21 protein-coding genes are annotated in these 24963 nt (G+C 68.9%); 13 read left to right on the forward strand and 8 right to left on the reverse strand.

Going from position 1 to position 24963, the window contains the following annotated elements:
• Positions 1-79: 79 nt before the first annotated feature.
• Together DI276_RS47920 and DI276_RS47925 are read right to left on the reverse strand one after the other, a co-directional pair.
• Positions 80-2782, reverse strand: coding sequence for a hypothetical protein (locus DI276_RS47920; protein ID WP_112276886.1), 2703 nt, complete (start codon positions 2780-2782; stop codon positions 80-82).
• A gap of 3 nt (positions 2783-2785) precedes the next feature.
• Positions 2786-4537: an HSP90 family protein gene (locus tag DI276_RS47925; protein ID WP_112276936.1), complete on the reverse strand. Its 1752-nt coding sequence runs from the start codon at positions 4535-4537 to the stop codon at positions 2786-2788.
• Positions 4538-4670: 133 nt separating this feature from the next.
• On the opposite strand from DI276_RS47925, the gene pheS reads away from it, so the two are divergent.
• From pheS to DI276_RS47940, 3 genes are all read left to right on the forward strand, one after another.
• The gene (gene pheS, locus DI276_RS47930; protein ID WP_112276888.1) at positions 4671-5738 is read left to right on the forward strand and encodes a phenylalanine--tRNA ligase subunit alpha; all 1068 of its coding nucleotides are present in this window, start codon (positions 4671-4673) and stop codon (positions 5736-5738) included.
• Positions 5739-5742: 4 nt separating this feature from the next.
• A complete protein-coding gene (gene pheT, locus DI276_RS47935) occupies positions 5743-8220 on the forward strand; it encodes a phenylalanine--tRNA ligase subunit beta (protein WP_112276890.1) in 2478 nt (825 codons plus the stop codon).
• A 471-nt stretch (positions 8221-8691) separates the two neighbouring features.
• Positions 8692-9189, forward strand: coding sequence for a hypothetical protein (locus tag DI276_RS47940; RefSeq protein WP_112276892.1), 498 nt, complete (start codon positions 8692-8694; stop codon positions 9187-9189).
• On the opposite strand, the gene DI276_RS47945 is transcribed toward DI276_RS47940, so the two are convergent.
• Both DI276_RS47945 and DI276_RS47950 read right to left on the reverse strand, forming a co-directional pair.
• Complete coding sequence (locus tag DI276_RS47945; protein WP_112276894.1) at positions 9158-9721, reverse strand: GNAT family N-acetyltransferase; 564 nt, start codon at positions 9719-9721, stop codon at positions 9158-9160. The genes DI276_RS47940 and DI276_RS47945 overlap by 32 nt on opposite strands.
• A 10-nt stretch (positions 9722-9731) precedes the next feature.
• Positions 9732-10397, reverse strand: a complete 666-nt coding sequence (locus tag DI276_RS47950; RefSeq protein WP_232837425.1) for a DNA alkylation repair protein — start codon at positions 10395-10397, stop codon at positions 9732-9734.
• Between DI276_RS47950 and DI276_RS47955 the strand changes: the two genes are divergently transcribed.
• Positions 10387-11832 carry a glycosyl hydrolase family 28 protein gene (locus DI276_RS47955; protein WP_232837426.1) on the forward strand — a complete coding sequence of 482 codons (1446 nt, stop codon included), beginning with the start codon at positions 10387-10389 and terminating at the stop codon, positions 11830-11832. The two genes, DI276_RS47950 and DI276_RS47955, sit on opposite strands and share 11 nt — an antisense overlap.
• Positions 11833-11852: 20 nt before the next feature.
• Positions 11853-12857 carry a hypothetical protein gene (locus tag DI276_RS47960; RefSeq protein WP_112276900.1) on the forward strand — a complete coding sequence of 335 codons (1005 nt, stop codon included), beginning with the start codon at positions 11853-11855 and terminating at the stop codon, positions 12855-12857.
• On the opposite strand, the gene DI276_RS47965 is transcribed toward DI276_RS47960, so the two are convergent.
• On the reverse strand, positions 12823-13869 hold the full coding sequence (locus DI276_RS47965; protein ID WP_112276902.1) for a 2-oxoglutarate and iron-dependent oxygenase domain-containing protein: 1047 nt from the start codon (positions 13867-13869) through the stop codon (positions 12823-12825). The two genes, DI276_RS47960 and DI276_RS47965, sit on opposite strands and share 35 nt — an antisense overlap.
• Before the next feature lie 83 nt (positions 13870-13952).
• On the opposite strand from DI276_RS47965, the gene sthA reads away from it, so the two are divergent.
• Entirely contained in the window at positions 13953-15368 is a 1416-nt protein-coding gene (gene sthA / locus DI276_RS47970) for a Si-specific NAD(P)(+) transhydrogenase (protein ID WP_112276904.1), read from the forward strand.
• Here sthA and DI276_RS47975 read toward each other — a convergent pair.
• From DI276_RS47975 to DI276_RS47985, 3 genes are read right to left on the reverse strand one after another with little or no spacing between them, the layout of a single operon-like run.
• Positions 15355-15996: a response regulator gene (locus DI276_RS47975; protein WP_112276939.1), complete on the reverse strand. Its 642-nt coding sequence runs from the start codon at positions 15994-15996 to the stop codon at positions 15355-15357. The genes sthA and DI276_RS47975 overlap by 14 nt on opposite strands.
• Before the next feature lie 10 nt (positions 15997-16006).
• A complete protein-coding gene (locus DI276_RS47980; RefSeq protein WP_112276906.1) occupies positions 16007-17461 on the reverse strand; it encodes a sensor histidine kinase in 1455 nt (484 codons plus the stop codon).
• On the reverse strand, positions 17458-18948 hold the full coding sequence (locus DI276_RS47985; RefSeq protein ID WP_157985394.1) for a sensor histidine kinase: 1491 nt from the start codon (positions 18946-18948) through the stop codon (positions 17458-17460). The genes DI276_RS47980 and DI276_RS47985 overlap by 4 nt, the downstream gene beginning before the upstream one ends.
• 137 nt (positions 18949-19085) lie before the next feature.
• Here DI276_RS47985 and argC point away from each other — a divergent pair, with 137 nt between their 5' ends.
• The 7 genes from argC to DI276_RS53580 are packed head-to-tail and all read left to right on the forward strand — an operon-like array spanning position 19086 to position 24958.
• Positions 19086-20099, forward strand: coding sequence for an N-acetyl-gamma-glutamyl-phosphate reductase (gene argC / locus DI276_RS47990; RefSeq protein WP_112276910.1), 1014 nt, complete (start codon positions 19086-19088; stop codon positions 20097-20099).
• Positions 20096-21268: a bifunctional glutamate N-acetyltransferase/amino-acid acetyltransferase ArgJ gene (gene argJ, locus DI276_RS47995; protein ID WP_112276912.1), complete on the forward strand. Its 1173-nt coding sequence runs from the start codon at positions 20096-20098 to the stop codon at positions 21266-21268. Before argC ends, argJ begins: the two co-directional genes overlap by 4 nt.
• Positions 21265-22134: an acetylglutamate kinase gene (gene argB, locus DI276_RS48000; RefSeq protein ID WP_112276914.1), complete on the forward strand. Its 870-nt coding sequence runs from the start codon at positions 21265-21267 to the stop codon at positions 22132-22134. Before argJ ends, argB begins: the two co-directional genes overlap by 4 nt.
• Complete coding sequence (locus DI276_RS48005) at positions 22131-23288, forward strand: acetylornithine transaminase (protein ID WP_112276916.1); 1158 nt, start codon at positions 22131-22133, stop codon at positions 23286-23288. The genes argB and DI276_RS48005 overlap by 4 nt, the downstream gene beginning before the upstream one ends.
• On the forward strand, positions 23285-24217 hold the full coding sequence (gene argF / locus DI276_RS48010; protein WP_112276918.1) for an ornithine carbamoyltransferase: 933 nt from the start codon (positions 23285-23287) through the stop codon (positions 24215-24217). Before DI276_RS48005 ends, argF begins: the two co-directional genes overlap by 4 nt.
• Positions 24214-24699, forward strand: coding sequence for an arginine repressor (locus DI276_RS48015; RefSeq protein ID WP_045317131.1), 486 nt, complete (start codon positions 24214-24216; stop codon positions 24697-24699). The genes argF and DI276_RS48015 overlap by 4 nt, the downstream gene beginning before the upstream one ends.
• Positions 24692-24958, forward strand: a complete 267-nt coding sequence (locus tag DI276_RS53580; protein ID WP_112276920.1) for an argininosuccinate synthase — start codon at positions 24692-24694, stop codon at positions 24956-24958. Before DI276_RS48015 ends, DI276_RS53580 begins: the two co-directional genes overlap by 8 nt.
• Positions 24959-24963: the final 5 nt, after the last annotated feature.

Genomic DNA, 24963 nt, shown 5'->3' on the forward strand with positions numbered 1-24963 from the left:
CGCGACGAAGCACGAGGCGCCCGCCAGGAACATCCTTGCGGGCGCCTCACCTTGCCCCTTGACACGAGGCCACTACATATCAGTCGAGCCGTGCGGTCAGCTCTCGGACCAGCGGATCGGTGCCGGACGGCTTGTTCTGGCGCCGCAACGCCTCCGAGAGCACCGACAGCACGTTGCCGACCTGCATGTCGTCGGGCAGCAGCGATGCCGCGCGGCGTGCCTCGGCCTCCGCGCCCTCGGCGTCGTCGGCGTTCAGCAGCACGGCCGCAGCCCGCAGCACGACGAACACCCGCCAGCCCTCGTCGCCCAGCGACACCACCAACGCCTCGGCGTCCCGGTAGTGCTTCATCGCCAGCGCGAACTCACCGGCCTGCCCGTGCACCCACGCGCGGATCGCGACGATCTCCGCCTGCCGCCGGGTGACCTCGCGCGGATCGTCCAGCGACGGCAGCAGCGCCTCCGCCTCGTCCACCGCGGCACGGGTCTCCACGACCTCGTCGTCGGGCAGTGCGGAGGCCAGCTCGACCAGCGAGCCGATCGCCTCCGAGAGGTTGCCCTCCTGCTGCCACAACGCGGCCGCCGCGCGCCACGAAGCCGTTGCCTCGTCGTGCTTTTCCAACCGGCCCTGCACCGACGCCAGCGCGTCCAGCAGGAACGCCCGGCGCCCCACCTCTTCCGGCGGCAGCAGTTCGGAGGCCTCGCGCAGGTACCGCTCGGCCGCCGGCAGCTCGCCCAGCTTGCGGCACACCTGCCCGAGCCGGAACACCACCTGCAGCCGCAGGTCCTCCTGGCCGTCCTGCAGCAGCCGCAACGACTCCTCGAGCACCTCGGCGGCCTCGACGAACCGGTCCGTCTGCACGTACCCGCCGCTCAGCGCGAAGCAGAAGTGCGCGGTGTGGCCGGGGGAGAGGTGCACGCGCGAGATCGCGACGGCCTCGCGCAGGTCGGCCAGGCACGCCGCTTCCTGGTCCAGCTCCTGGATCGAGGCCACCTGGTACCAGCGCGCCTCGGCGGCTTCCGGCAGCGGGAACGCCGACACGAACTCGCGCGCCGTCGCCATCGCCTCACCAACGCGCCCCTGCAGGGTCTCCAGCCGCAACCGCAGCCGGAACGCCTCGAAGCGCGCGCTCACCGGCAACGAGCCGGCCATGGCCGCCACGACGTCCGCGTACGCGCCGTCGAGATCCTGTTGGCGCGCCCGGTGTTCCGCCGCCTCGACCAGGATCCGCCCGCGCAGCTCCGGAACGTCCAAAGAGGACGCCAGCGCGATCATCTCGGAGGCCCGCTCGTGGTTGTGCGCGTCGTCGAGCAGTTCGGCCAGCGTCAACGCCGCGACCGCACGCGTGAAGTCGGACTCGGCCTCGGCCAGGCACCGTTCGGCGAGCTCCAGCCCGCCTTCCAGCCCGATCGCCATCCGCGCCTGGTACCGCAACGCGTAGTCGTGGGGCAACAACCCCAGCAGCGCCTCGAAGGCCTCCGGGTCGAACGGCACCAGCCCGGTCGTCATCCGCCGGATCCCGGCGTGCGCCGCGAGATCGGGCGGCAGCAACGAGTCCATGTCCGCGGGCAGCGAGTCGAGCATCCGCCGCGCCTGCACGAAGTCGCCCTGCTCGTACAGCGTCACCATCGCCTCGGCGATCTCCACCGGATCACCGAACACGACCGGCTCCTCGGCCACCACGGCCACCGGCGCGGACGGGACCGCGAGCTCGACCGGCGCGTAGTCGGCCTGCTCCAGCGCCCTCGACACGCGCTCGACCCACGCGGAGGTTCCGTTGCGCTCGTCGAACTGCCGCGCCAGCTGCACGGCCCGCTTCGCCAGCCGGTCGAGCAGCTCGGCCGCCGTCCGCGACCCGACCGCGGGGACCTCGAACACCGTGTCGGCAGGAATCCGTTGCAGCAGCACGGCAGCGCACTCCGCGAACGACATCTCGTCGGCCGGCAGCTGCTCACCCTTCACCTTGTGCAGCGACCGGCGCAGGATCTCCTCGCCGCGCGCGATGTTGCCCGTCAACGCGCAGAACCTGATGTGCTCGTGCACGTAGGAGGTGATCTCGTCGTCCTTGATCAACCGATACGCGGTCAGGTGCGCATGCGCGGCCCGTTCGGCGTCACCGATCTCCAGCAACGGCCAGAGCAGCGCGGTCAGGATCCCCTGCGGCTGTGTCGAGCAGTTCGTGTTGCCGGACAAGCCTTCCCAGCCGTGCGCGGCGGCCTCCTGGTACCGGCCCAGCCGCGCCAGCATCCAGACCTGCTCCTCCACCACGCACGCGTTGCAGTCGGCCATCGGACCGGACTCGGTTGCCAGGTACTTCCCGAGGTGCTCGGCCAGGCCCGTCATGTCACCGACGTGGTAGGCGTACTCGGCGCGCGCACCGTGCACCGGCTGCACCGAGAACCCGAGCCGCCCGTAGCGGTCGGCGAGCTGCGCGATCACGGCCTGCAACTGCTCCAGCGAGAACCGCGGGTCCCGGCGCAGCCCCGTCGTGATCCACTTGTGCGACCAGTTCAGCGAGTGGATCTCGTAGTCGTTGAACGCCTCGGGATCCTTCTCCTCGGCGGCACGGGCCCACGCGAACGGCGCCAGCATCAGGTCGTAGCGCGACAGGTAGTACGCCGAGTCGATCATCGCGATCCGGCACGACACCCCGAGCGGCAGATGCCCGAGCGCGTCGGCCATCCGCGCCGCGCGTTCCAGCGCCTCGTGCTTCGGCATGCCCGTCGGCATGTTGTACGCCTCGAGAAACGCTCTTTCGGCGTCCTCGGCGGTGAAGTCGGACATGAGTCAGCTACCCCCAACAGCACGGTCCAGAAGTTCCATGAACGAGCGGTTGAGCGCCGCCGTGTCCTTCGGTCGCATCGCTCGCCGCGCCTGCAGAACGGCGTGCACGTAAAGAGACTCCAGCGTCAGCTCGACCAGCGCGGGGTCGGTCAGCCGCGCCAGTCGTTGCACCAGCGGGTTGCGGCAGTTCAGCACCAGCTGCTCCGGCCGCGACGACGACGAGCCCGCGGTCAGCTGCCCCAGCAGCTCCGCCCACAACGGGTCCGTCACCTCCTCCGCGGTCTGCTCGGTGTCGAGCTTGCGCTGCTGCTCGGCGTTGCTGATCAGCAAGGCGGGCAACGAGACGGGATCGAAGTCGCGGATCACCGCGTCGCAGTCGTGCCGGTCCAGCGCCGCCGCGCCCTCGGCCAGCCGCAGCCGCAACGCCGTCTCGATGGCCGGCTCCGGGTCGGCCAGCGCCGCCAGCAGCTCGGTGGGCGCCACCCGGCGGGCGATGGACGGACCGTCCAGCGCGCTCAGCCGGTTCAGCAGGTCCAGGTCGTAGGCGTAACCGGCGTTCACGAGCCCCAGCCCCTGCGCGGCCGCGACCGGCGCGAGCTGGTGGAACTCGTCGACGTCCGGGATGTAGAGGATCGCGCCGTGCTTGCGTCTGAACTGCCGCAACGGAATCGCGCCGTCCGTAGTCTCGAACGGCAGCCACCGCTCGACCAGCCGCAGCATCTCGTCGTCGGACCGCGCCAGCGACTTGATCCCAAGGTGGTGCGCGGCCAGCAGCTCACCGGCGCGGCGCGGCTCGATCGCGTCCAGCCTGATCAGCCAGTCGCGGATCTGCTCGCCCAGCTCCTCGCGCACCGCGAGCAGCATCTCGTCCTGGTACAACGACTCGCGCGACGCCGTCGGCCGGATCGCGGACGCGTCGACCACGCAGCGCACGAAGTACGCCCAGTCCGGCAACAGACCTTCGACGTTGTCACCGACGAGCATTCGCTTCAGATACACCCGGTGCGTCTGCCGCGTGCCGGGATGCACCCCGGACGGCAGCACGAACGCGATGCCGGTCAGCCCCGCGGCCTCGACCTCGATCGGGATCGCCTCGAACGGCGTGAACCCGAAGATCTGCTCGCAGTAGGCCGACAGGTCCGCCTCTTCGTCGTCCCACGGCCGCTCGCCGCGGGTCACCACCGCGCCGTCCAGCGTCACGACGGCCGGGAGCAGATCGCCGTAGTCGCTCACCAGCGGCCGCACGACGTCGGCCTCCAGCCAGTGCTCGTTGCCGCGCGAAGCCGTGAGCACGACGGTGGTCCCGATCGGCACCTCACCGTCTACAACAGACACCGTGTAGTTGCCCGAGGAATCCGCTTCCCACCGCACCGCCGAACCGCCGCGCGCGGACCGAGTGATGACTGTCACGGAAGAAGCGACGAGGAAGCACGACAGCATGCCGACGCCGAACTGGCCGAGGAACCCTTCCCTGGCAAACCCCAGCTCATCGCGCTTGGAGGTGCGGCCGAGCGTGGACAGCAGCTCGTGCACCTCGGCCTCGGTGAGGCCGACGCCGGTGTCGGTGATCCGGAGCTCGGCGCCGCACGTGATCGTCACTTCGGCCGGGCAGGACGGGTCCAGCTCACGCCGTGCGGTGATCGCGTCGACGGCGTTCTGCAGCAGTTCCCGCACGTAGACGCGGGGGCTGCTGTACAGGTGGTGGCTGAGGAGGTCGATGATGCCGCGCAGGTCGACGCGGAAGGTGTGCGACATGATGCCGCCCATCCTAGGGACGGACCAGGGGCCAGTGCCGCCCTTTAATGGAACGTCCCGCAGCGGTCAAGAGCGCACCCACTAGGATCGGCCTGTTCATTACCGAAGTCGGGACGGGAGCTGTCCACCAACCATGTCCGGAGCCAACGACCCGTACGACCCCAAGGAGGTCGCGGCGCTGTCGGCCGAGAACCTCGACGCGGCCGTGCAGAAGGCGCGCGAGGCGTTCGCCGGAGCTGCCGATCTGGAGGCGCTCGCGTCGGTCAAGCCTGGCCACCTCGGTGACCGGTCGCCCGTGCTGCTGGCCCGCCGCGAGATCGGTGCACTGCCTCCCAAGGCGAAGGCCGAGGCCGGCAAGCGGGTGAACGAGGCGCAGTCCGCGATCAAGACCGCGTTCGACGAGCGCCACGCCGTGCTCCAGGTCGAACGCGACGAGCGGGTGCTGCGCGAGGAGTCCGTCGACGTCACGCTGCCGTGGGACCGCTTCCCGCGTGGTGCGCGCCACCCGATCACGACGCTCGCCGAGCGCATCGGGGATGTCTTCGTGGCCATGGGCTACGAGATCGCCGAGGGTCCCGAGCTCGAGACCGAGTGGTTCAACTTCGACGCCCTGAACTTCGGCAAGGACCACCCGGCCCGCTCGATGCAGGACACGTTCTACATCGCGCCGAACGACAGCAGTCTCGTCCTGCGCACGCACACCTCGCCCGTGCAGGCCCGCACGCTGCTGAACCGCGAGCTCCCGGTGTACGTCGTGTGCCCCGGCCGCACGTTCCGCACCGACGAGCTCGACGCGACCCACACCCCGGTGTTCCACCAGGTCGAGGGCCTCGCGGTCGACAAGGGCCTGACCATGGGCCACCTCAAGGGCACGCTCGACGCGTTCGCCCGCGCCATGTTCGGCGAGGACTCCAAGACCCGCCTGCGTCCCAGCTTCTTCCCGTTCACCGAGCCGTCGGCCGAGGTCGACGTGTGGTTCCCGGAGAAGAAGGGCGGCGCCGGCTGGGTCGAGTGGGGCGGCTGCGGCATGGTCAACCCCAACGTCCTGCGCGCCACCGGCGTCGACCCGGACGTCTACTCCGGCTTCGCGTTCGGCATGGGCCTCGAGCGCACGCTGCAGTTCCGCAACGGCCTGCCCGACATGCGCGACATGGTCGAGGGCGACGTCCGCTTCACCCAGCCATTCGGAACGGAGGCCTGATCCGGTGCGCATTCCGGTCAGCTGGCTGGTCGAACACCTCGGTTTCGACGAAGTCCCCACACCCGACGAGCTCGCCGAGGCGTTCACCCGCATCGGCATCGAGGTCGAGGAGGTGAGCCCGCTCGGTCCCGTGACCGGCCCGATCGTCGCCGGTCGCGTCGTCGCGATCGAGGAGCTCACCGAGTTCAAGAAGCCGATCCGCTACTGCCAGGTCGAGGTCGGCCCCGAGCAGGTCAACAACGTCATCTGCGGCGCCACGAACTTCGTCGAGGGCGACTCGGTCGTCGTCGCGCTGCCCGGCGCCGTGCTGCCCGGCGGGTTCACGATCTCCGCGCGCAAGACGTACGGCCGCACGTCCGAGGGCATGATCTGCGCCGCCGACGAGCTCGGCATCGGCGACGACCACTCCGGCATCCTCGTGCTGCCCACCGGCACCGCGCAGCCCGGCGACGACGCGCTGGAGCTGCTCGGGCTGAACGACAGCGTCATCGAGCTGGCGCCGACCCCGGACCGAGGCTACGCGTTCTCGGTCCGCGGCCTGGCCCGCGAGATCGCCTGCGCGCTGGACGTGCCGTTCGGCGACCCCGGTGTCGTGGAGATCCCGGAGCCGGAGGGCGAGGCCTGGCCGGTCCACATCGAGGACCGCACCGGCTGCTCGAGGTTCGTCGCCCGGCGCGTCACCGGCGTAGACCCGACCGTGCCCACCCCGTGGTGGATGCGCCGCCGGTTGATGCTCGCGGGCATCCGCTCGATCTCGCTGCCGGTCGACGTCACGAACTACGTGATGCTCGAACTGGGCCAGCCGCTGCACGCGTTCGACGCTGCTTCGCTGTCCGGTGCGCTGACGGTTCGTCGCGCGCTGGCGGGCGAGAAGCTCACGACGCTCGACGACTCGGTCCGCGCGCTCGACACCGACGACATCGTCATCGCCGACGACTCCGGCGTGATCTCGCTGGCCGGCGTCATGGGCGGCGCTTCCACGGAGGTCCAGGACTCGTCCTCGGACATCCTGCTGGAGGCCGCGAACTGGGACCCGGCGTCCATCGCGCGCACGGTCCGCCGGCACAAGCTGCCGTCCGAGGCCGCCAAGCGCTTCGAGCGCACGGTCGACCCCGCCCTCGCGCCGGTCGCGCTGGAGCGGGCCGCGAAGCTGCTCAACCACTACGCCGAGGGCCAGATCAAGCCGGGCCGCACCGACGTCGGTGTGCCCGCGCTGCCCGAACCGGTGTCGATGCCGATCGACCTGCCGGACCGCGTGGCCGGCGTCCGCTACGCGCGTGGCGTCACCGCTCGCCGCCTGGGCCAGATCGGCTGCCAGGTCTCCGTGACCACCTCGGACGACGGCCAGACGATCGTCACGGCCGTCCCGCCGACCTGGCGCGCCGACCTCGTGCAGCCCGCCGACCTGGTGGAGGAGGTGCTGCGGCTGGAGGGCTACGACACGATTCCCTCGGTGTTGCCGCCCGCGCCGGCCGGCCGCGGTCTGACCGAGCAGCAGCGCCGCCGCCGCACCGTGTGGCGGACGTTGGCGGAGGCCGGCTTCGTCGAGGTGAAGCCGTTCCCGTTCATCGACCCGTCGGTGTTCGACAGCTTCGGACTCGCGGCTGACGACGTCCGCCGCAACACGGTCGGCGTGCTGAACCCGCTGGAGGCGGACAAGAACGTCCTCGCCACCACGCTGCTGCCGGGCCTGCTGGAGACGTTGCAGCGCAACCTGTCCCGCGGTGCTCGCGACGTCGCGCTGTACAACATCGCGCAGGTGACGTTGCCGCGCGCGCAACAGGTTCCGGTGCCCGCGCTGGGTGTCGACCGCCGGCCCACCGAGGCCGAGGTGGCCTCGATGCTGGCCGCGCTGCCGCAGCAGCCGGTGCACGTCGCGGGTGTCCTCACTGGCCACCGCGAGCTCGCCGGCTGGTGGGGCAAGGGCCGCCTGGCCGGCTGGTCGGACGCCGTCGAAGCGGCACGCCGGGCAGCTCAGGCGTACGGCGTTCAGCTGCGCGTCGTGGCCTCGGACCTGCTGCCGTGGCACCCCGGCCGTTGTGCCGAGCTGCGCGTCGGCGACTGGCCCGTCGGCCACGCGGGCGAGCTGCACCCGAAGGTGATCGAGGCGCTGGGCCTGCCCAAGCGGACCGTGGCGTTCGAGCTCGACCTCGACGCGTTGCCGCTGGACGACCACCGCCCGGCCCCGAAGGTGTCGGCGTACCCGCCGGTGCTGCTGGACGTGGCGCTCGTCGTGGACGCCTCCGTGCCGGCGCAGTCGGTGTCCGAGGTGCTCGGCGCGTCGGCCGGCGACCTGCTGGAGGACATCCGCCTGTTCGACGTCTACACGGGCGAGCAGGTGGGCGAGGGCAAGAAGTCGCTCGCGTACTCCCTGCGCTTCCGGGCGCCGGACCGCACGCTGACGGTGGAAGAAGCGACGAGTGCTCGCGACGCGGCCGTCGCAGCCGCCGGCGAACGTTTGGGTGCGGCTCTCCGCGCCTGATCGGTTGTGCCTGGTGAGGCCCGAGATTCTCCGGAGTCTCGGGCCTTTCCGCGTTCCGGAGGGCGACGGACACTCCGAGCGTGGTCACCAACGCCGACACCGCCGAGGCGCCAGGTAAGGTCAACGTCCTGATCAAGGTCGCGGGTCCGCTCGCGGTCAGTCCAGGTCGGCCGGAAAGTTCTGTTCCTGATAATTCGCTCGATCGGTCGAAGCCCGGAAATCGGGATTTGGGATCAAACCAGCAGGTGGTAGCCCTGCGTAGCTGTCAAGGTGCCAAAAGTCCCTCATTAGAGGGGGAAATCGGCGCCCGTCAGACGCTTGCGCAGTACGTGAAGCTTCTCCAAGATTGGCGACGCGGCCCGCTAGGGCCGAGGGGCGAAGCGATGAACCACCGGGCGAGTTGGTCGCCGGTCCGGTGGGGAGCTAGAGGCGAACCCACCGCCTGGAGCAACAACTCTGGAGAGTTGCGCCATGCGTAGTCTGGGTCCGCGCCTTGAGATCGCCGTGTCGTTGACGATCCTCATGATCGGTGCGGCCGTCGTGGCGGCCATGCACCTCACGTGGCCCGCGCCGGAGTCGCCGGCCATGGCGTACTCCGTGAGCAGCGGCGAGTCCGGCATGCAGCAGCTCAAGCCGTTCGAGATCAACGACATCTCCGGTGCCGCGGTGGAGCTTCGACCGGGCGCCGAGGGTGAGCGCAAGGTGCGGCTGTCCAACCCGAACTCCGTCGACATCATCGTCGAGAGCCTGTCCGCGGTTCCCGGTCAGCCGCTCGACGCCACCCAGCAGCGCGTCAAGGAATGCCCGGCCGGTGTGCTGACCGTCGTGCCGCTCAAGGACGTCGTGGAGATCCCGGCCGGTGGGGCGGTCGAGGTCGTCATGAAGGTCCAGGTCGCGCAGGATGTGCCGGACGCGTGCGCCGAGCTGGTCTTCCCGCTCACCTACTCGGGTCGCGCGAAACACGGCTAGTGAGCCGTTCCCGCGCTGCCGGCCATTCCGCGCGCACCATCGAGTAGACGACCGTGTCCCGCTGGGATCCGTCCGGCCGCGTGAGGTGGGCGCGCAACACCCCGTCCTGAACCGCACCGAGCTTCTCGATGGCCCGCCGCGACTGGACGTTCTGCGCGTCGGTGTACCAGCCCACCCGCAACGCGTTGCGCACCTCGAACGCCTCGGTCAGCAACAGCAGCTTGGCCTCGGGGTTGATCGCCGTGCCGTGCCACGCGCTGTCGACGATCGTGTAGCCGATCACCAGCCTGCGGTGTTCCGGCACCACCTCGTAGAACGACGTCGTCCCGACCACGCGTCCGGTGGCGACCTCGATCTGCGCGAACGCTTCCCGCGTGGCCAGCGCCTCGGCGATCCACGCGCGCATGTCGTCGATGGTCTCGGGCTGGCTGTTCAGCAACCACGTCCAGATGTCCGGGTCACGGGTGACCTCGAACAGCTCCGGAGCATGGTCGAGCGACAACGGTTCAAGTCGTACGTGTTTCCCCAGCACGAGATCAACTCTAGAGGTGCTTGAGAGCTTCCCGCCGGGACAACGGTGACAGTCCGGGTCGTGCCTCCACGAACGACCGCACCCACCCCGGCTCGGTCTTCGCGAACTCCCGCAGCGCCCACCCGATCCCCTTGCGCAGGAAGAAGTCGCGGTCGTCCACGTTGGCGTCGATGCACGCGGTCAGCAGTTCGACGTCGGTCGCGCCCTTCGCCCCCAGCTGGCAGATGATCGACGTCCGCCGCCGCCACCTGTCCGCGTCCACAGACCACTTCAGCATCAGCGGCCTGATCACCTCGGGCGAGGACCGCAGCAACGGCCCGATCAGCTTCGACGCGATCTCGTCCACGAAGTCCCACCAGGCACCGGTAACGATCATCTCGTCGAACCACGGCATCAGGTCAGCCGACTGGAACCGGCGATCCCCGCTCAACGACAGCGCCACGTACCGCTCCTCGCGATACGTCGCCTCCCGCCACAACGTCTGCACGGCGTCGAGCCACTCGTCGCGGGATTCGAGCCGCGGCAACGACTTGAGCAGCGTCACCCGGCCCGGCTTCTGGACGCCCAGGAACGGCATGTCGGACTTCATGTACGCCTGCATCTCCGGCGCCTTCACCGGATCCGCCAGCTCCTGCAACCCGGCCCGAACCGCCGCCACGAATGCCTTGGGAGTCACGCCTGCACGGTATAGGCTCACGCTCACGCCGCTGCTGAAAACGTTTGCAGTGGAGGCGGACATGACTGGTTCCCGGCGTTCCTTCCTCAAGGTGTCCGGACTGGCGGCCGCGGGGATGCTCGTCCCCGGTGCGGCGGACCCGTGGGACGAAGTCCAGCACATCCTCGCCCGCATCAAGCCGCCGACGTTCCCCGCGCGCGAGTTCGACGTCACCGCGTATGGCGGCAAGGCGGACGGCAAGACCGACAACACCGCCGCGTTCAGGAAGGCGATCGAGGCGGCCAACGCGGCCCAGGGCGGCCGGGTGATCGCCAAGGGAGGCACCTTCCTCACCGGCGGCATCACCCTGCTGAGCAACGTGAACCTGCACGTCGACAAGGGCGCCAGGCTGCTCTTCAGCCCTGACCCCAAGAAGTACCTGCCGATGGTCGAAACCCGTTGGCAGGGCATCGAGTGCATGAACTACCAGGCGTTCGTGTATGCCAACAAAGCCACCAACATCGCGATCACCGGCCAGGGCACCCTCGACGGCCAGGGCCAGACCTGGAAACCGTGGGGCAGCGGCGGATCCGACTGGTCCCAGCTGCAGAAGTGGGGCGAGCAGGGCACTCCGGTCGCGCAGCGCAGGCTCGGCGAGGGGCACAAGCTTCGACCGAACCTGATCCAGTTCGTGTCCTGCGAGAACGTCCTGATCAGCGGCATCACCATCGAGCGCCCGCCGATGTGGAGCGTGCACCCGGTCAAGTCGCGCAACATCACCGTCGAGGGCGTCACGATCAGCAGTCGAGGCGGAGGTGGCAACAACGACGGTGTGGACCCGGAGTGCTGCACCGACGTGCACATCAAGGACTCGACGTTCAACACCGGCGACGACTGCATCGCCATCAAGTCCGGACGCGACGTCGACGGCCGCCGCGTCAACATGCCGTCGCAGCACATCGTGATCGAGAACAACCGGTTCGTCTTCTCGAACCGCGGCGCGATCTGCATCGGCAGCGAGGCGTCCGGTGGAGCACGCAACATCTTCGCGCGCAACTGCGCGGTCAACCAGGCCAACAACTCGGACCAGCTCTGGTACGCGGTCTTCATCAAGACCAGCAAGTACCGCGGCGGCACAATCGAGAACGTCCACTTCCGCGACATCACCGCGAACAAGCTGACCAAGTCGCCGGTGTTCGTCACGCTCAACTACAGCGGTTCCGGCAACTCCGGTCCGGTGGTGAACCCGGTGGTGCGCAACCTGTCGTTCGAACGGCTCACCGTTGCTGGCTCAAAGGAGTACGCCGTTGAGATCGATGGCCTATCAGCGTCCAAAGTGAGCAACGTCATCGTGTCGAATTCGAAGTTCACTTCGATCTCCAAAGGCGGCAACAAGCTAACGAACGCGCAAAACATCACTTTCCCGGGCACCACTGTGAACGGAAAGCCTGCTTGATCCGACTACGATTCGCATTCATGCGCGTGCTCATGGTTGTGGCGGCGCTCGTGCTCACCAGCATGGGCGCCACCAAGGCGGACACGGTGGACTACCTGGATCTGCCGCTGTCCAACGGAAACGGGGAAGAGCGGGGTGGAGTCCACCCCGATCTGCCGTACGACAGGGCCGCGCTCGAGGCCGCGTTGCAACGTCATCGCGCGAAAGGCATCCCGCCGTCGCGGTTCAGAGCCCTGCTGTGGCAGTACTGGATAGTCCGCGCCGCGGAGGACGCCGGTGTCTCGCTGTCCGAGTGGGACCCCCAGCGCAGCGCCGACGCCAACCGCGCGGCGATCTTCGCCGTCTACGACTTCTACGCGCGGCTCTACCTCCAGCACCCGGACACGTTGCGGTGGATGGGGTTCGCGAACATCGGCGCGCCCGCGTTCGCCGCCGGCATGCTCGACCTCGGCTCCGTGCCGGAGCTGCGGTGGTTCTCGTCGATGCTGATGTCCATGCAGAAGCACATCTTCATGGACCTCGGTGCGATGCACGCCGCCTATCTGCACGGCGGGATCGCGGCCGTGGAGGAGATGCGCGACGCGGGGATCATCGATCCGGAGACCACCGCCGCGTGGGCGGATCCGGCCCAGGCGGTGCTGGAGTTCTCGTCCCGCGAGCAGAACCTGGTGATCGCCGAGCAGTTCGACCGGATGCGCGCCCGGTTGCTGCCGCCCGGCGAGGTGATCACCTACGCGATCACGATGGCCGGTCCGATGCCGGTGCCGGGTGGCCGGACGCCCGCGCAGTACCGGCCGTTGTTCGGTGGTCCGCTGCCGGCGTTCAACTACGCGGATCGGACGGCACGCTGGGACTTCCTCAGCAACGACACCGTTCCTGCCTACGAACGGCTGTCGAAGGACACCGTGCAGCGGATCGTGCAGCGGCCGTTCGCGGACCGCGTTGCGGAGTACCGCGCCGCGGCCCGCCTGCTCGACCTGATCATTCCGTTCAGGAGTGACGAACCCCAGAACGGAGTTCGCTGAGGACCGTCAGCCGGTCTTCTTCGAGGATCCGCTGCGTGGTGATGCGGTCGGGGTAGCAGCGCATGAACATGTTGGTGAAGTGCGTGCCGTAATGGATCACGCTGTTGACGTCGGCGTGCGGGTCCAACGGGCGCACGACGGCTTCGAAGTTCGGCTCGTGGAAGTACGCCATGGTGAACCGCTCGCGCGTGTTCAGCAGGACCTTGTGCGGTGTGGACAGCAGCTTGCCGCCGGTGAGGAACTGCAGGATGTCGCCGGGGAACACGGTGAAGACGTGCTGGACGGGTTCGACGAAGGTCCAGCCCTCCGCGTCCTGGAAGCAGCCTGCCGCCGACTCGTCGGGCAGCCAGTTGCGCGGCCGTTCCTCGCCCTCGATCGGCGGACGGACGTAGAGGCCGCCGACGTCGTCCTGTGCGGCCAGGACGAGCATTCCGTAGTCGGTGTGGGCGCCGATGCCGCGGTCGACCGTCTCGGACCTGGTGGGGAAGCGCAGCACGCGCATGTGGTGCCAGCCGTCGGCGGTGAGCCTGGTGAAGGTGTCGATGTCGAGTCCGAAGCCCAGTGCGGTGAGCTTCAGGATCTTCTCGCCGGCCTCGCCGAGCATCGCCATGAAGTCCTGCATGGCGTCGCGGTAGCCGTTGTCCGGCCACGGCACCGGACCGTGGCACGGCCACTTGTCGACGACGCGGGAGTCGTCGAGCGGGACGTCCTTGCAGACGGTGAAGATCTCCGAGTAGTCGGCGATCCCGTCGGTGACCTCTTCGCCGGACGCGATGTACCCGGCGTAGGTCAGGTCGCTGACCAGGCGTGACTTCTCCTCGAGCGACAAGCCGTGGAAGAACCTTCTGCTGGCCTCCATGGCTTCTTCGGTGGTTCGGTCCTGCACCGCGTCCGTTGCGATCTGCAGGATCCCGTCGGCCTGCCATGCCGCGATCAGCTGGCGGCCGAGCTCGACGTCGTCGTCCGAGCCGGTGATGATCTCGGGCAAACGGAAGGTGCGAAGTTCGGTCATGGCCCAACGAACGACGATTCCGCGCGACGGGTTCATTTTTCGTTCGGAGGTGGAATCGAACCCGTCTCGGTAGGCTGCCGAGCATGACGTCGTACGACTACGACCTGATCGTCATCGGCTCCGGTCCTGGTGGCCAGAAGGCGGCGATCGCGGGTGCGAAACTGGGCAAGCGCGTGGCCATCATCGACAAGCAGGAGATGGTCGGCGGCGTCTGCGCGAACACGGGCACCATCCCGTCCAAGACGTTGCGCGAGGCCGTCATGTACCTGACGGGCATGAGCCAGCGCGAGCTGTACGGCGCCAGCTACCGGGTCAAGCAGGACATCACGATCAGTGACCTGATGGCCCGCACGCAGCACGTGATCGGCCGCGAGGTCCAGGTCGTGCGCGCGCAGCTGCACCGCAACGGCATCGACCTGCTGAACGGCATCGGCCGGTTCGTCGACGCGCACACCGTTGCGGTGGAAGGGACTCACCGCGGCGACCACACCAGGATCACCGGCGAGTTCATCGTCATCGCGACCGGCACGACGCCGGCCCGTCCGTCCGCGGTGGACTTCGACGAGGAGCGGATCCTCGACTCCGACGAGGTCTTCGCGCTGCAGGAGATCCCGTCGTCGCTGGTCGTCGTCGGCGCCGGCGTGATCGGCATCGAGTACGCGTCGATGTTCGCCGCGCTCGGGTGCCGCGTCACCGTCGTCGAGCAGCGCGAGAAGATGCTGGACTTCTGCGACCCGGAGATCGTGGAGTCGCTGAAGTTCCACCTGCGCGACCAGGCCGTCACGTTCCGGTTCGACGAGAAGGTCGTGGACGTCTCGGTGTCCGACTCGGGGACGATCACGACGCTGGCCTCGGGCAAGCGCATCCCGGCCGCCGCGGTCATGTACTCGGCCGGACGCCAGGGCTGCACCGACAAGCTGGACCTCGCCGCCGCCGGCCTGGAGGCCGACCGCCGCGGCCGGTTGAGCGTCGACGAGCACTACCGCACGCCGGTCGAGCACATCTACGCCGTCGGTGACGTGATCGGCTTCCCGGCGTTGGCGGCGACGTCGATGGACCAGGGCCGGCTGGCCGCGTACCACGCGTTCGGCGAACCGGTGCACGACATGACCGCGTTGCAGCCCATCGGCATCTACACGATCCCGGAGATCTCGTACTGCGGCGCGACGGAGACCGAGCTCACCTCGTCCGCGACTCCTTACGAGGTCGGCATCTCCCGGTACCGCGAGCTCGCCCGCGGCCAGATCGTCGGCGACGCGTACGGCATGCTGAAGCTGCTCGTGTCCACTGTGGACCGCAAGATCCTCGGCGTGCACGTGTTCGGCACCGGCGCCACCGACCTGGTGCACATCGGCCAGGCCGTGATGGGTTGCGGCGGCACGGTCGACTACCTGGTCGACACCGTCTTCAACTACCCGACGCTGTCCGAGGCCTACAAGGTCGCGGCGCTGGACGCCACCAACAAGATTCGCGCGCTGGACCGCTTCACGACCGGGTGAGTCCGGCGTCGTGGGCCACGATGGCGGCCTGCACGCGGTTGGCGCACTCCAGCTTGGGCAGGATCCGGCTGATGTGCGCCTTCACCGTGCCGGTCGCCATGAAGAGCTGCTCGCCGATCTCGGTGTTGGACAGCCCTTCGCCCACGAGCTTGAGCACGTTGCGTTCGGCGTCGGTGAGCGTGTCGATCTTGCGGCGCGCTGCCGACCCGTCGTCCGGGGCGGTGAGGTGGCGTTCGATCAGCCGCTTGGTGATCTGCGGGGCGAGGATCGGTTCGCCGTCGGCGGCCTTGCGAACGGCGTTGATCAGCTCCTGCGGCGGGGTGTCCTTGAGCAGGAACCCGGTCGCGCCGACCTTGAGCGCTTGGGCCACGTAGGAGTCCTCGCCGAACGTCGTGAGCATGACGACGTTGGCGGACTTGGCGATCTGCTCGGCTGCCTTGAGGCCGTCGCCGCCGGGCATGCGGATGTCGAGCAACGCCACGTCGACGTTGTGCTTGCGGGTGAGCTCGACGGCCTGCTTGCCGTCTGCGGCCTCGGCCACCACGGTGATGTCCGGGTCGTTCTCCAGGATCAGCCGGATGCCGGCTCGCATGAGCGTCTCGTCGTCGGCGATGAGGACTCGGATCACGCCCCGCACCCTACGGCTTCTCCTGCTCCTTCGAGTGCAGCTTGCCGTTGCGGAAGCAGAGCTTGTAGACAAGCTCGGCGTTGTGCGAGGTCTGGAACCGCGAGCACCCGTCCACCCCGAGCTGCCCGACGCCGAACTGACCGGTCACCTCTTCCTCGGACGTGACGCCCACCCGCAACGAGTCGAAGTACGGCGCGTTCATCTGCGTCGGGTTGAGCAACGCGAAGAGCAGCAACACGATCATCGCGCCGCTGATCGGCAACAGCGCCAGGAGCCCGAGGCAACCTCCGCCCACCACGCGCGGCACGGTCAGCACCTCGGCCGCCGGTGGGGGCGGCACCTCCCGAACCTCGGCGGCTGCCTGGACCGACGGGTGCAGCGGCACATCCGCTGCCACCCGGAAGCCACCTTCCGGCGGTGGGCCCGCGCTGAACGACCCGCCGAGCAGCCCGACCCGTTCCTCCAGACCGACCAGACCGCGCCGGGCGCCCTTGCCGGGAGGTCCGTCGGACGGCGCGTTGAGCACCTGGATCCGGGCACGTCCGCCGTGAACGGTGACCTGCACTCGGGTGCGGGCGTTCGGTGCGTGCTTGCGCACGTTCGTCAACGCCTCTCGCACGACCCGGTGGACCGCACGGCGCGTGCGCGGATCGGCGCCGTGCAGGTCGTCGCCGGACCAGTCGAGTGTGGCGACACCTTCTGTCAGCGCGGCGATGTCCGAACGGGTGCCGGTGTCCTCGTCGAGTGACTCGGGTTCGGGGTTGGTGCGCAGCACGCCGAGGATCTCGCGCAGCTCGGCCATCGCGAGCGACGAGGTGGTGCGGATCAGCTCAGCCTGCTCGTGCAGCTGCGGTGCTTTCCGCGCGGTCGCCAGCTCCAGCGCGCCCGCGTGGATGGAGATCAGGCTGAGCCGGTGCCCGAGCATGTCGTGCATCTCGCCGGCGATGTGCGCGCGTTCTTCGGATCTGGCCGACGCGGCGGTCAGCGCACGAGCGCGTTCCAGGTACTCGTTGCGCTCCTGCAGCAACCGGACCATCGGCCTGCGGCGGCCGAGCAGCATGCCGGAGACGGCGGGGAACAGCACGAAGAACACCGAACCGATGACCGAGCCGGCCGCCGCCTCGTGGAGCGGCATCGTCCGGAAGTTCTCCTGGAAAAAGCTGAACGCGCTCTGCAGCAACGTCATGATGCCGAGCAATGCCCACAACCGGCCGAGCCGTGTGCTGCGCCGGGACGCGGTGAAGACCACGAAGATCGTCACGGACTGCGCCCACAGGTTGTTGACCGCGAAGAGCGGTGCGGTGAGCAGCAGCGCCCAGTCCGGTTTGCGCGGGGCGAGCCACACGAGCGCCGCGATCCACGCGGCGGTCGCGATGGTCAGCAGCGGGTGGGGGGCCGGTGCCAGCGGGGCGATCAGCGGCACGAGACCCACCACGAACGCGAGAACGGGCCACACGAACCTCATCGCGGCAGCTCCTTCTTCGCGGTCAACACACCTTTGCGGTCGAAGCACAGCTCGAAGTCCCGATCGGCCTCGTTGCGCGCGTGGTAGCGGAAGCACCCGATGTGGTCCGACGGCACGCCGAACCCGAACGTCTCGGTGACCTCCTCCTCGTGCGCGACCGACACCTGGAACGCGTCGAACTCCTGCCGGGTCATCTCGGGGCGGCTGAAGATCGCGACGACGAGCAGGACGAACGCCGTGCCGAGAGCCGGTACGACGGACAGCGTCGCGAGACAGCCGCTGCCGACCACGCGCGGCACGGTCAGGACCTCGGCGGTGATCGGCGGCGGTGGCGCCTCCGCCACGGTGCCCGCCGCGCCCGTCTCCTCCTGCGCCACCGGGTGCAACGGCAGCTCGGCCGCCACGCGGAAGCCGCCGGCGAACGGTCCGGCGAGGAGCGACCCTCCGATCAGCTCGACCCGTTCCTCCAGCCCGATGAGCCCTCGCCGGGTGCCGCCACCTCTCGGTGCGGTGCTCGGCCCGTTGACGACTTCGACGTGCACCCGTTCGGCGACCTGCACCGACACGCGGGTGCGGGCTGACGGCGCGTGCTTGTGTACGTTCGTGAGCGCCTCGCGCACGACCCGATGCACAGCTCGTCGCAATCGTGCGTCGGCATCGGCCAGATCGTCGCCTGACCAGTCGAGGTGGACGGACATGCCCGCATCGGCAGAAGCCGCCACGAGCCGTTCGACGTCCGCGCGCGTGCCGGCGTCCTCATCGGCCTCGATGCTGCCGAGCACACCGAGGATCTCGCGCAGCTCGTCCATCGCGACCGCGGACGTCTTGCGGATCAACTCGACCTGTTCGCGCAGTTCAGGAGCCTGGACGGCGGCAGAGTGCTCCAGTGCAGAAGCGTGCGCGGTCAACTGGCGGAGCCGATGGCTGAGCATGTCGTGCATCTCGCTCGCGATGTGCGCGCGCGTGTCGGACCTGGCGGTGCTCGCGGTCAACGCGCGTGCGTGCTCCAAGTAGTCGTTGCGCTCCATCAGCACCTGCGTCAACGGCTTGCGCCGCCCGATGAGCCCACCGGCCACCGCGGGGAAGATCAGCAGGAAGATCACGGTGAACGCCGCGCCGAGCAGGTACTCGGTGAGACCGTCCCCGGCGCGCCACGCGTGCAGGCCGCTGAACGCCGCCTGCAGCACCGCGGTGACCCCGATCAACGCCCACAGCTGCGACTGCTTCCGCACGGACCGGGCCGCGCGGAAGATCACGAGCGAAGTCGGGGCGATCGCGAGCAGGTTGTTGACCGCGTTCAGGGGAGCCGTGAGCAGGATCGCCCACCTCGGCCAGCGCGCGCTGATCGGCACCAGTGCCGCGGCCCAGACCGCCGAGGCCACGATCAGCCACCAGTGCACCGGCCGGCCGAGCGGCGCCACGAGCGTCACCAGCGCCAGCGCGAGGGTACCTGCCGCCCACAGCCCGTCGCGCACCTTCACGTTCACGCCGATCATCATCGTGGACTCGCGTGATCAGGCCACAGCGCCAGGTGGCCTCGATGGGTGGCCACCCGGCCACAGATCACACGTCCGCGGTCCGGTTGATGTTGAGTGGGTTTGCATGACCGTGCATAATCATGCGTATGACAGTGAGGATCGCGGTCGCGGGAGCCAGCGGATACGCGGGTGGCGAGCTGCTCCGCCTGCTACTGGCTCATCCGGACGTCGAGATCGGCGCGCTGACCGCCAACAGCAGCGCCGGTGACCCGTTGCTCAAGCACCAGCCGCACCTCCTGCCGCTCGCGGACCGACGACTCCAAGACACCACAGTCGAGACCCTCAAGGGGCACGACGTGGTGTTCCTCGCACTTCCCCACGGTCACTCAGCCGAGCTGGCCGAGCAACTCGGCGACGACACCGTGGTGATCGACTGCGGCGCCGACCACCGGCTGACCAGCGCGGACGACTGGACGCGCTGGTACGGAGGCGAGCACGCGGGCTCCTGGCCGTACGGGCTGCCGGAGCTGCCCGGTCAGCGGGACGAGCTGGTCAACGCGCGCCGGGTCGCCGTGCCCGGCTGCTACCCGACGGTGTCCTCGCTGGCGCTCGCGCCGGCCGTCGACCTGATCGAGGACGAGGTCGTCATCGTCGCCGTGTCGGGCACGTCCGGTGCGGGCAAGGCGCTCAAGCCGAACCTGCTCGGTTCCGAGGTCATGGGCTCCGCCAGTGCATACGGCGTCGGTGGCGCCCATCGGCACACGCCGGAGATCACCCAGAACCTGAGTGCCGCGGCCGGCCGTCCGATCAAGGTCAGCTTCACGCCGGTGCTCGCGCCGATGTCCCGCGGCATCCTCGCGACCTGCACGGCTTCTCTGAAGGACGTTTCCGGTGTTCGCGAGGCCTACGAGAAGGCGTACGCGAACGAGCCGTTCGTGCACCTGCTTCCTGAAGGTTTCTGGCCGACGACGAACGCGGTTCTCGGTTCGAACGCCGTCCAGATGCAAGTCACCGTCGACGAGGACCTGGGCCGGCTCGTGGTCGTGGCCGCCGTCGACAACCTGGCCAAGGGCACCGCTGGTGCCGCTGTCCAGTGCATGAACCTCGCTCTCGGCCTGCCGGAAACGACCGGCCTCTCGACCGTTGGAGTCGCTCCGTGAACCGCAACAAGGGCGTCACCGGACCCCAGGGCTTCCGGGCCGCCGGGATCGCCGCCGGGATCAAGGAATCCGGTGCTCTCGATCTCACGCTCGTCGTGAACGACGGGCCGTCCGACGCCGCCGCGGGCGTCTTCACCACGAACAAGGTGAAGGCGGCGCCGGTGTTGTGGTCGCAGCAGGTGATCCAGTCGCGACGCCTCTCCGCGGTCGTGCTCAACTCCGGCGGCGCCAACGCGTGCACCGGTCCCGAGGGTTTCCAGGACACGCATCAGACCGCGGAGAAGGTCGCCGAGGTGCTCGGCGTCGGTGCCGTCGACGTCGCGGTCTGCTCCACCGGCCTGATCGGTGAGCGCCTGCCGATGGACAAGATCCTTACCGGCGTCGAGAACGCCGCCAAGGAACTGGACTCCACGGACCAGGCGGGTCTCAACGCCGCCACCGGAGTCATGACGACAGACAGCCGCCCCAAGCAGTCGTGGAAGACGTCCGAGCAGGGCTGGTCGGTCGGCGGGTTCGTGAAGGGCGCGGGCATGCTCGCGCCGAACATGGCCACGATGCTGTCGGTGATCACCACCGACGCCAAGATCTCCGGTGACCAGCTGGACAAGGCGCTGCGCCTCGCCACTGGCCGCACGTTCGACCGGCTCGACGTCGACGGCGGCACGTCCACCAACGACACCGTGCTGGTTTTGGCTTCCGGCGCTTCGGGTGTCGAGCCCTCGTTCGAGGACTTCGTCGCGTTGCTGACCGAGGTCTCCGCCGACCTCGTCAAGCAGCTCCAGGGCGACGCCGAGGGTGTGACGAAGGAAATCAGCATCACCGTCAAGCAGGCCGCCACCGAGGCCGAGGCCGTCCACATCGGACGGACGATCGCCGAGGACAACCTGGTGAAGACCGCGTTGTTCGGCAGCGACCCGAACTGGGGTCGCATCGCGATGGCGCTGGGCCGCGCGGACGCCCAGATCGACCCGGACGTGCTGCAGATCCTGATCAACGGCGTGTCGTTGTACCGCAACGGAACCCGTGACCGCGACCGATCAGAGGCCGACCTGTCCGGCCGCGAGATCGAGATCGTCATCGACCTCAACGTCGGTGAGGCGGAAGCCACGGTGTTGACGACTGACCTGTCCCACGACTACGTCGAAGAGAACAGCGCTTACTCCTCATGAACGCACAAGAAAAGGCGGCGGTCCTCGTCGAGGCGCTGCCGTGGTTGCAGCGCTTCCGGGGCGCTCTGGTCGTCGTCAAGTACGGCGGCAACGCGATGGTCGACGACGAGCTGAAGAAGGCGTTCGCCGAGGACATGGTGTTCCTGCGGCTGTGCGGCCTGCGCCCGGTCGTCGTGCACGGTGGTGGCCCGCAGATCAAGTCGATGCTGGACAAGCTCGGCATCCACAGCGAGTTCCGCGGCGGTTTGCGCGTCACGACACCCGAAGCCATGGACGTCGTGCGGATGGTCCTGGTCGGTCAGGTCGGACGTGAGCTCGTCGGGCTGATCAACCAGCACGGTCCGTACGCGGTCGGCATCTCCGGTGAGGACGCGCACCTGTTCACGGCAACGCGTCGTGGCGCTGTTGTCGACGGCGAAGAGGTCGACATCGGTCTCGTCGGCGACATCACCGAGGTCAACCCGGACTCGGTGCTAGACATCGTGCGTGCGGGCCGGATCCCGGTCGTGTCGTCGGTGGCGCCGGACATCAACGGCGTGCCGCACAACGTGAACGCGGACACGGCGGCGGGTGCGCTGGCCGTCGCGTTGGGTGCGGAGAAGCTCGTCGTGCTGACCGACGTCGAGGGCCTGTACTCGAACTGGCCGGACAAGTCGTCGCTGCTGCACCAGGTGCACGCCACCGAGCTCGAGAAGATGTTGCCGGACCTGGAAAGCGGCATGGTGCCGAAGATGGAGGCCTGCCTGCGGGCGGTGCGCGGTGGAGTTCCGCAGGCGCACGTGATCGACGGCCGGCTGGCCCACTCGGTGTTGCTCGAAGTCTTCACCTCCTCTGGTGTGGGCACGATGGTGTTGGGGGACAAATGACCACGCGCTGGCAACAGTCCATGATGGACAACTACGGCACGCCTCAGCTGGCGTTGGCGCGCGGTGAGGGCGCCTACGTCTGGGACACCGACGGCAACCGCTACCTGGATCTGCTGACCGGCATCGCGGTCAACGCCCTGGGACATGCGCACCCGAAGATCGTCGAGGCGGTCACCCGCCAGATCTCGACCATCGGCCACACGTCGAACCTCTACGTCAACGAGCCGGCGTTGCTGCTGGCCGAGCGGCTGCTGGACCTGTGCGGCGTGCCGGGCAAGGTGTTCTTCTGCAACTCCGGCGCCGAGGCGAACGAGGCGGCGCTCAAGATGTCGCGCCGCACCGGCCGCACCAAGGTCGTGGCCACCATCGGCGGCTTCCACGGCCGCACGATGGGCGCGTTGTCGTTGACCGGTCAGCCCGGCAAGAAGACGCCGTTCGAGCCGTTGGTGCCTGGCGTTTCGCACATCCCGTTCGGCGACGTGGCGGCGTTGGAAGCGGCGATCGACGACGACACGGCCGCGTTCATCGTCGAGCCGATCCAGGGTGAGATGGGCGTCGTCCTGCCGCCGGAGGGCTACCTGCAGGAGGCACGCCGGATCACGGCCGAGCACGGTGCTTTGTTCGTCCTGGACGAGGTGCAGACCGGCGTCGGCCGCCTCGGCACGTGGTTCGCGTTCCAGCAGGCCGGGATCGTGCCGGACGTCATGACGCTGGCCAAGGGCATCGGCGGTGGTCTGCCGCTGGGCGTCACGATCGGCTTCGGCGCGGCGGCCGACCTGTTCCAGCCCGGCCACCACGGCACCACGTTCGGTGGCAACCCCGTGTGCTGCGCGGCCGCCCTCGCGGTGCTCGACACGATCGCCGCGGAAGGCTTGCTGGAGCACGCCTCAGCCGTGGGCAAGGAGATCGCGGCCGGGGTGGAGGCGTTGCACCACCCGGCGATCTCCGGGGTGCGGGGAGCCGGCCTGCTGCTCGGCATCATGCTGCGCGAGGCGGTCTCGGCGAAGGCCGCGGCGGCCGCGCAACAGGCCGGCTACCTGATCAACCCCATCCAGCCCGACGTGATCCGCCTGGCGCCGCCGCTGATCCTGGACGAATCCGACGCGCAGGCGTTCGTGGCCGCGTTGCCGACCTTCTTTGAGGAGCAGCAGTGACTTTGCGGCACTTTCTCCGTGACGACGACCTGACTCCTGCCGAGCAGGCGGCGGTGCTGGACCTCGCGGACGCGTACAAGGCGGACCGGTTCACCGCGAAACCGTTGGCGGGCCCCAAGGCCGTCGCCGTGATCTTCGAGAAGAACTCGACCAGGACGCGGCTGTCGTTCGAGGTCGGCATCGCGCAGCTCGGCGGCAACCCGGTGATCATCGACGGCCGCTCGATGCAGCTGGGCCGCGAGGAGACGATCGAGGACACGTCCCGGATCCTGTCCGGCTACGTCGACGCCGTGGTGTGGCGGACGTTCGCCCAGGCGCGCATCGAAGCCATGGCCAGCGTTTCGCGCGTTCCCGTGGTCAACGCGCTGACCGACGAGTTCCACCCGTGCCAGGTTCTCGCTGACCTGCAGACGATTCGTCGTCGTTATGGCAAGTTGGCCGGCTTGACGCTGACGTACCTGGGCGACGGCGCCAACAACATGTCGCACTCGTTGCTGCTCGGCGGCGCCACGGCGGGCATGCACGTCCGGATCGGTGCGCCCGCCGGCTTCGTGCCGAACCCGCAGTTCCTGGAGGACGCCAAGAAGCGTGCTGCCGAGACCGGTGGTTCGGTGGCGTTGATCAGCGATCCGCGTGAGTCGGTCGACGGTGCGGACGTGCTGGTCACCGACACGTGGACGTCGATGGGCCAGGAGAACGACGGCAAGGACCGCGTCGGCCCGTTCCGCCCGTACCAGGTCAACGCCTCGTTGCTGGAGGCGACCGGAAAGCCGGACTCGACCGTGCTGCACTGCCTGCCGGCGCACCGCGGCTGGGAGATCACCGACGACGTGCTCGACGGTCCGCAGTCGCTGGTGTGGCAGGAGGCCGAAAACCGCCTGCACGCCCAGAAGGCGCTGCTCGTGTGGTTGCTGGAGCAGTCGTCATGACCCGCACCGCACGGCAGGGCCGCATCGTCGAGATGGTCAGCCAGCTCGTCATCCGCAGCCAGTCCGAGCTCGCGAAACTCCTCGCCGCGGAAGGCATCGAGGTCACCCAGGCCACGTTGTCGCGCGACCTGGACGAGCTCGGCGCGGTCAAGCTGCGCGGCCCCGACGGCGGTGCGCCGATCTACGTGATCCCGGAGGACGGCAGCCCGGTGCGCGGCGTGCAGGGCGGCACCACGCGGCTCGCGCGCGTGCTGGGCGAGCTGCTGGTCTCCACCGACTCCTCGGCGAACCTCGCGGTGCTGCGCACTCCTCCGGGAGCCGCGCAGTTCCTGGCCTCCGCGCTGGACCGTGCGGCGTTGCACGAGGTCGTCGGCACGATCGCGGGCGACGACACGATCCTCGTCGTGGCCCGCGAGCCGATGACGGGCGCCGAGCTCGCCGAGCGGATCGCGGCTTTGTCCTCGGGCAACGGCGATGAATGACCCCGTGCACGCCGTCCTGACCTTCGATGCCGGCGTTCCCGTCGCCGTGGACGGCGAGACGGTGTCCGTCGCCGAGGCGGTCCGCGAGCTCAACTTCCGCGCGGGTGTGGTCAGGTCCAGCCTGGGTTCGGTCGCGGTCCGGGTCGCGCGGATGGCGTTGCCGTCGGGTTCCGGTGAGGTCGACGTCGCGTTGTACGAGGGGCGCGTGGTGGGTCTCGTCGCCCGTTCGGAAGAATCTCTTTACGACTTCGCTAGCTGAAAGTT

The sequence above is a fragment of the Lentzea terrae genome, from assembly GCF_003265345.1.
Lineage (GTDB): Bacteria > Actinomycetota > Actinomycetes > Mycobacteriales > Pseudonocardiaceae > Lentzea > Lentzea terrae.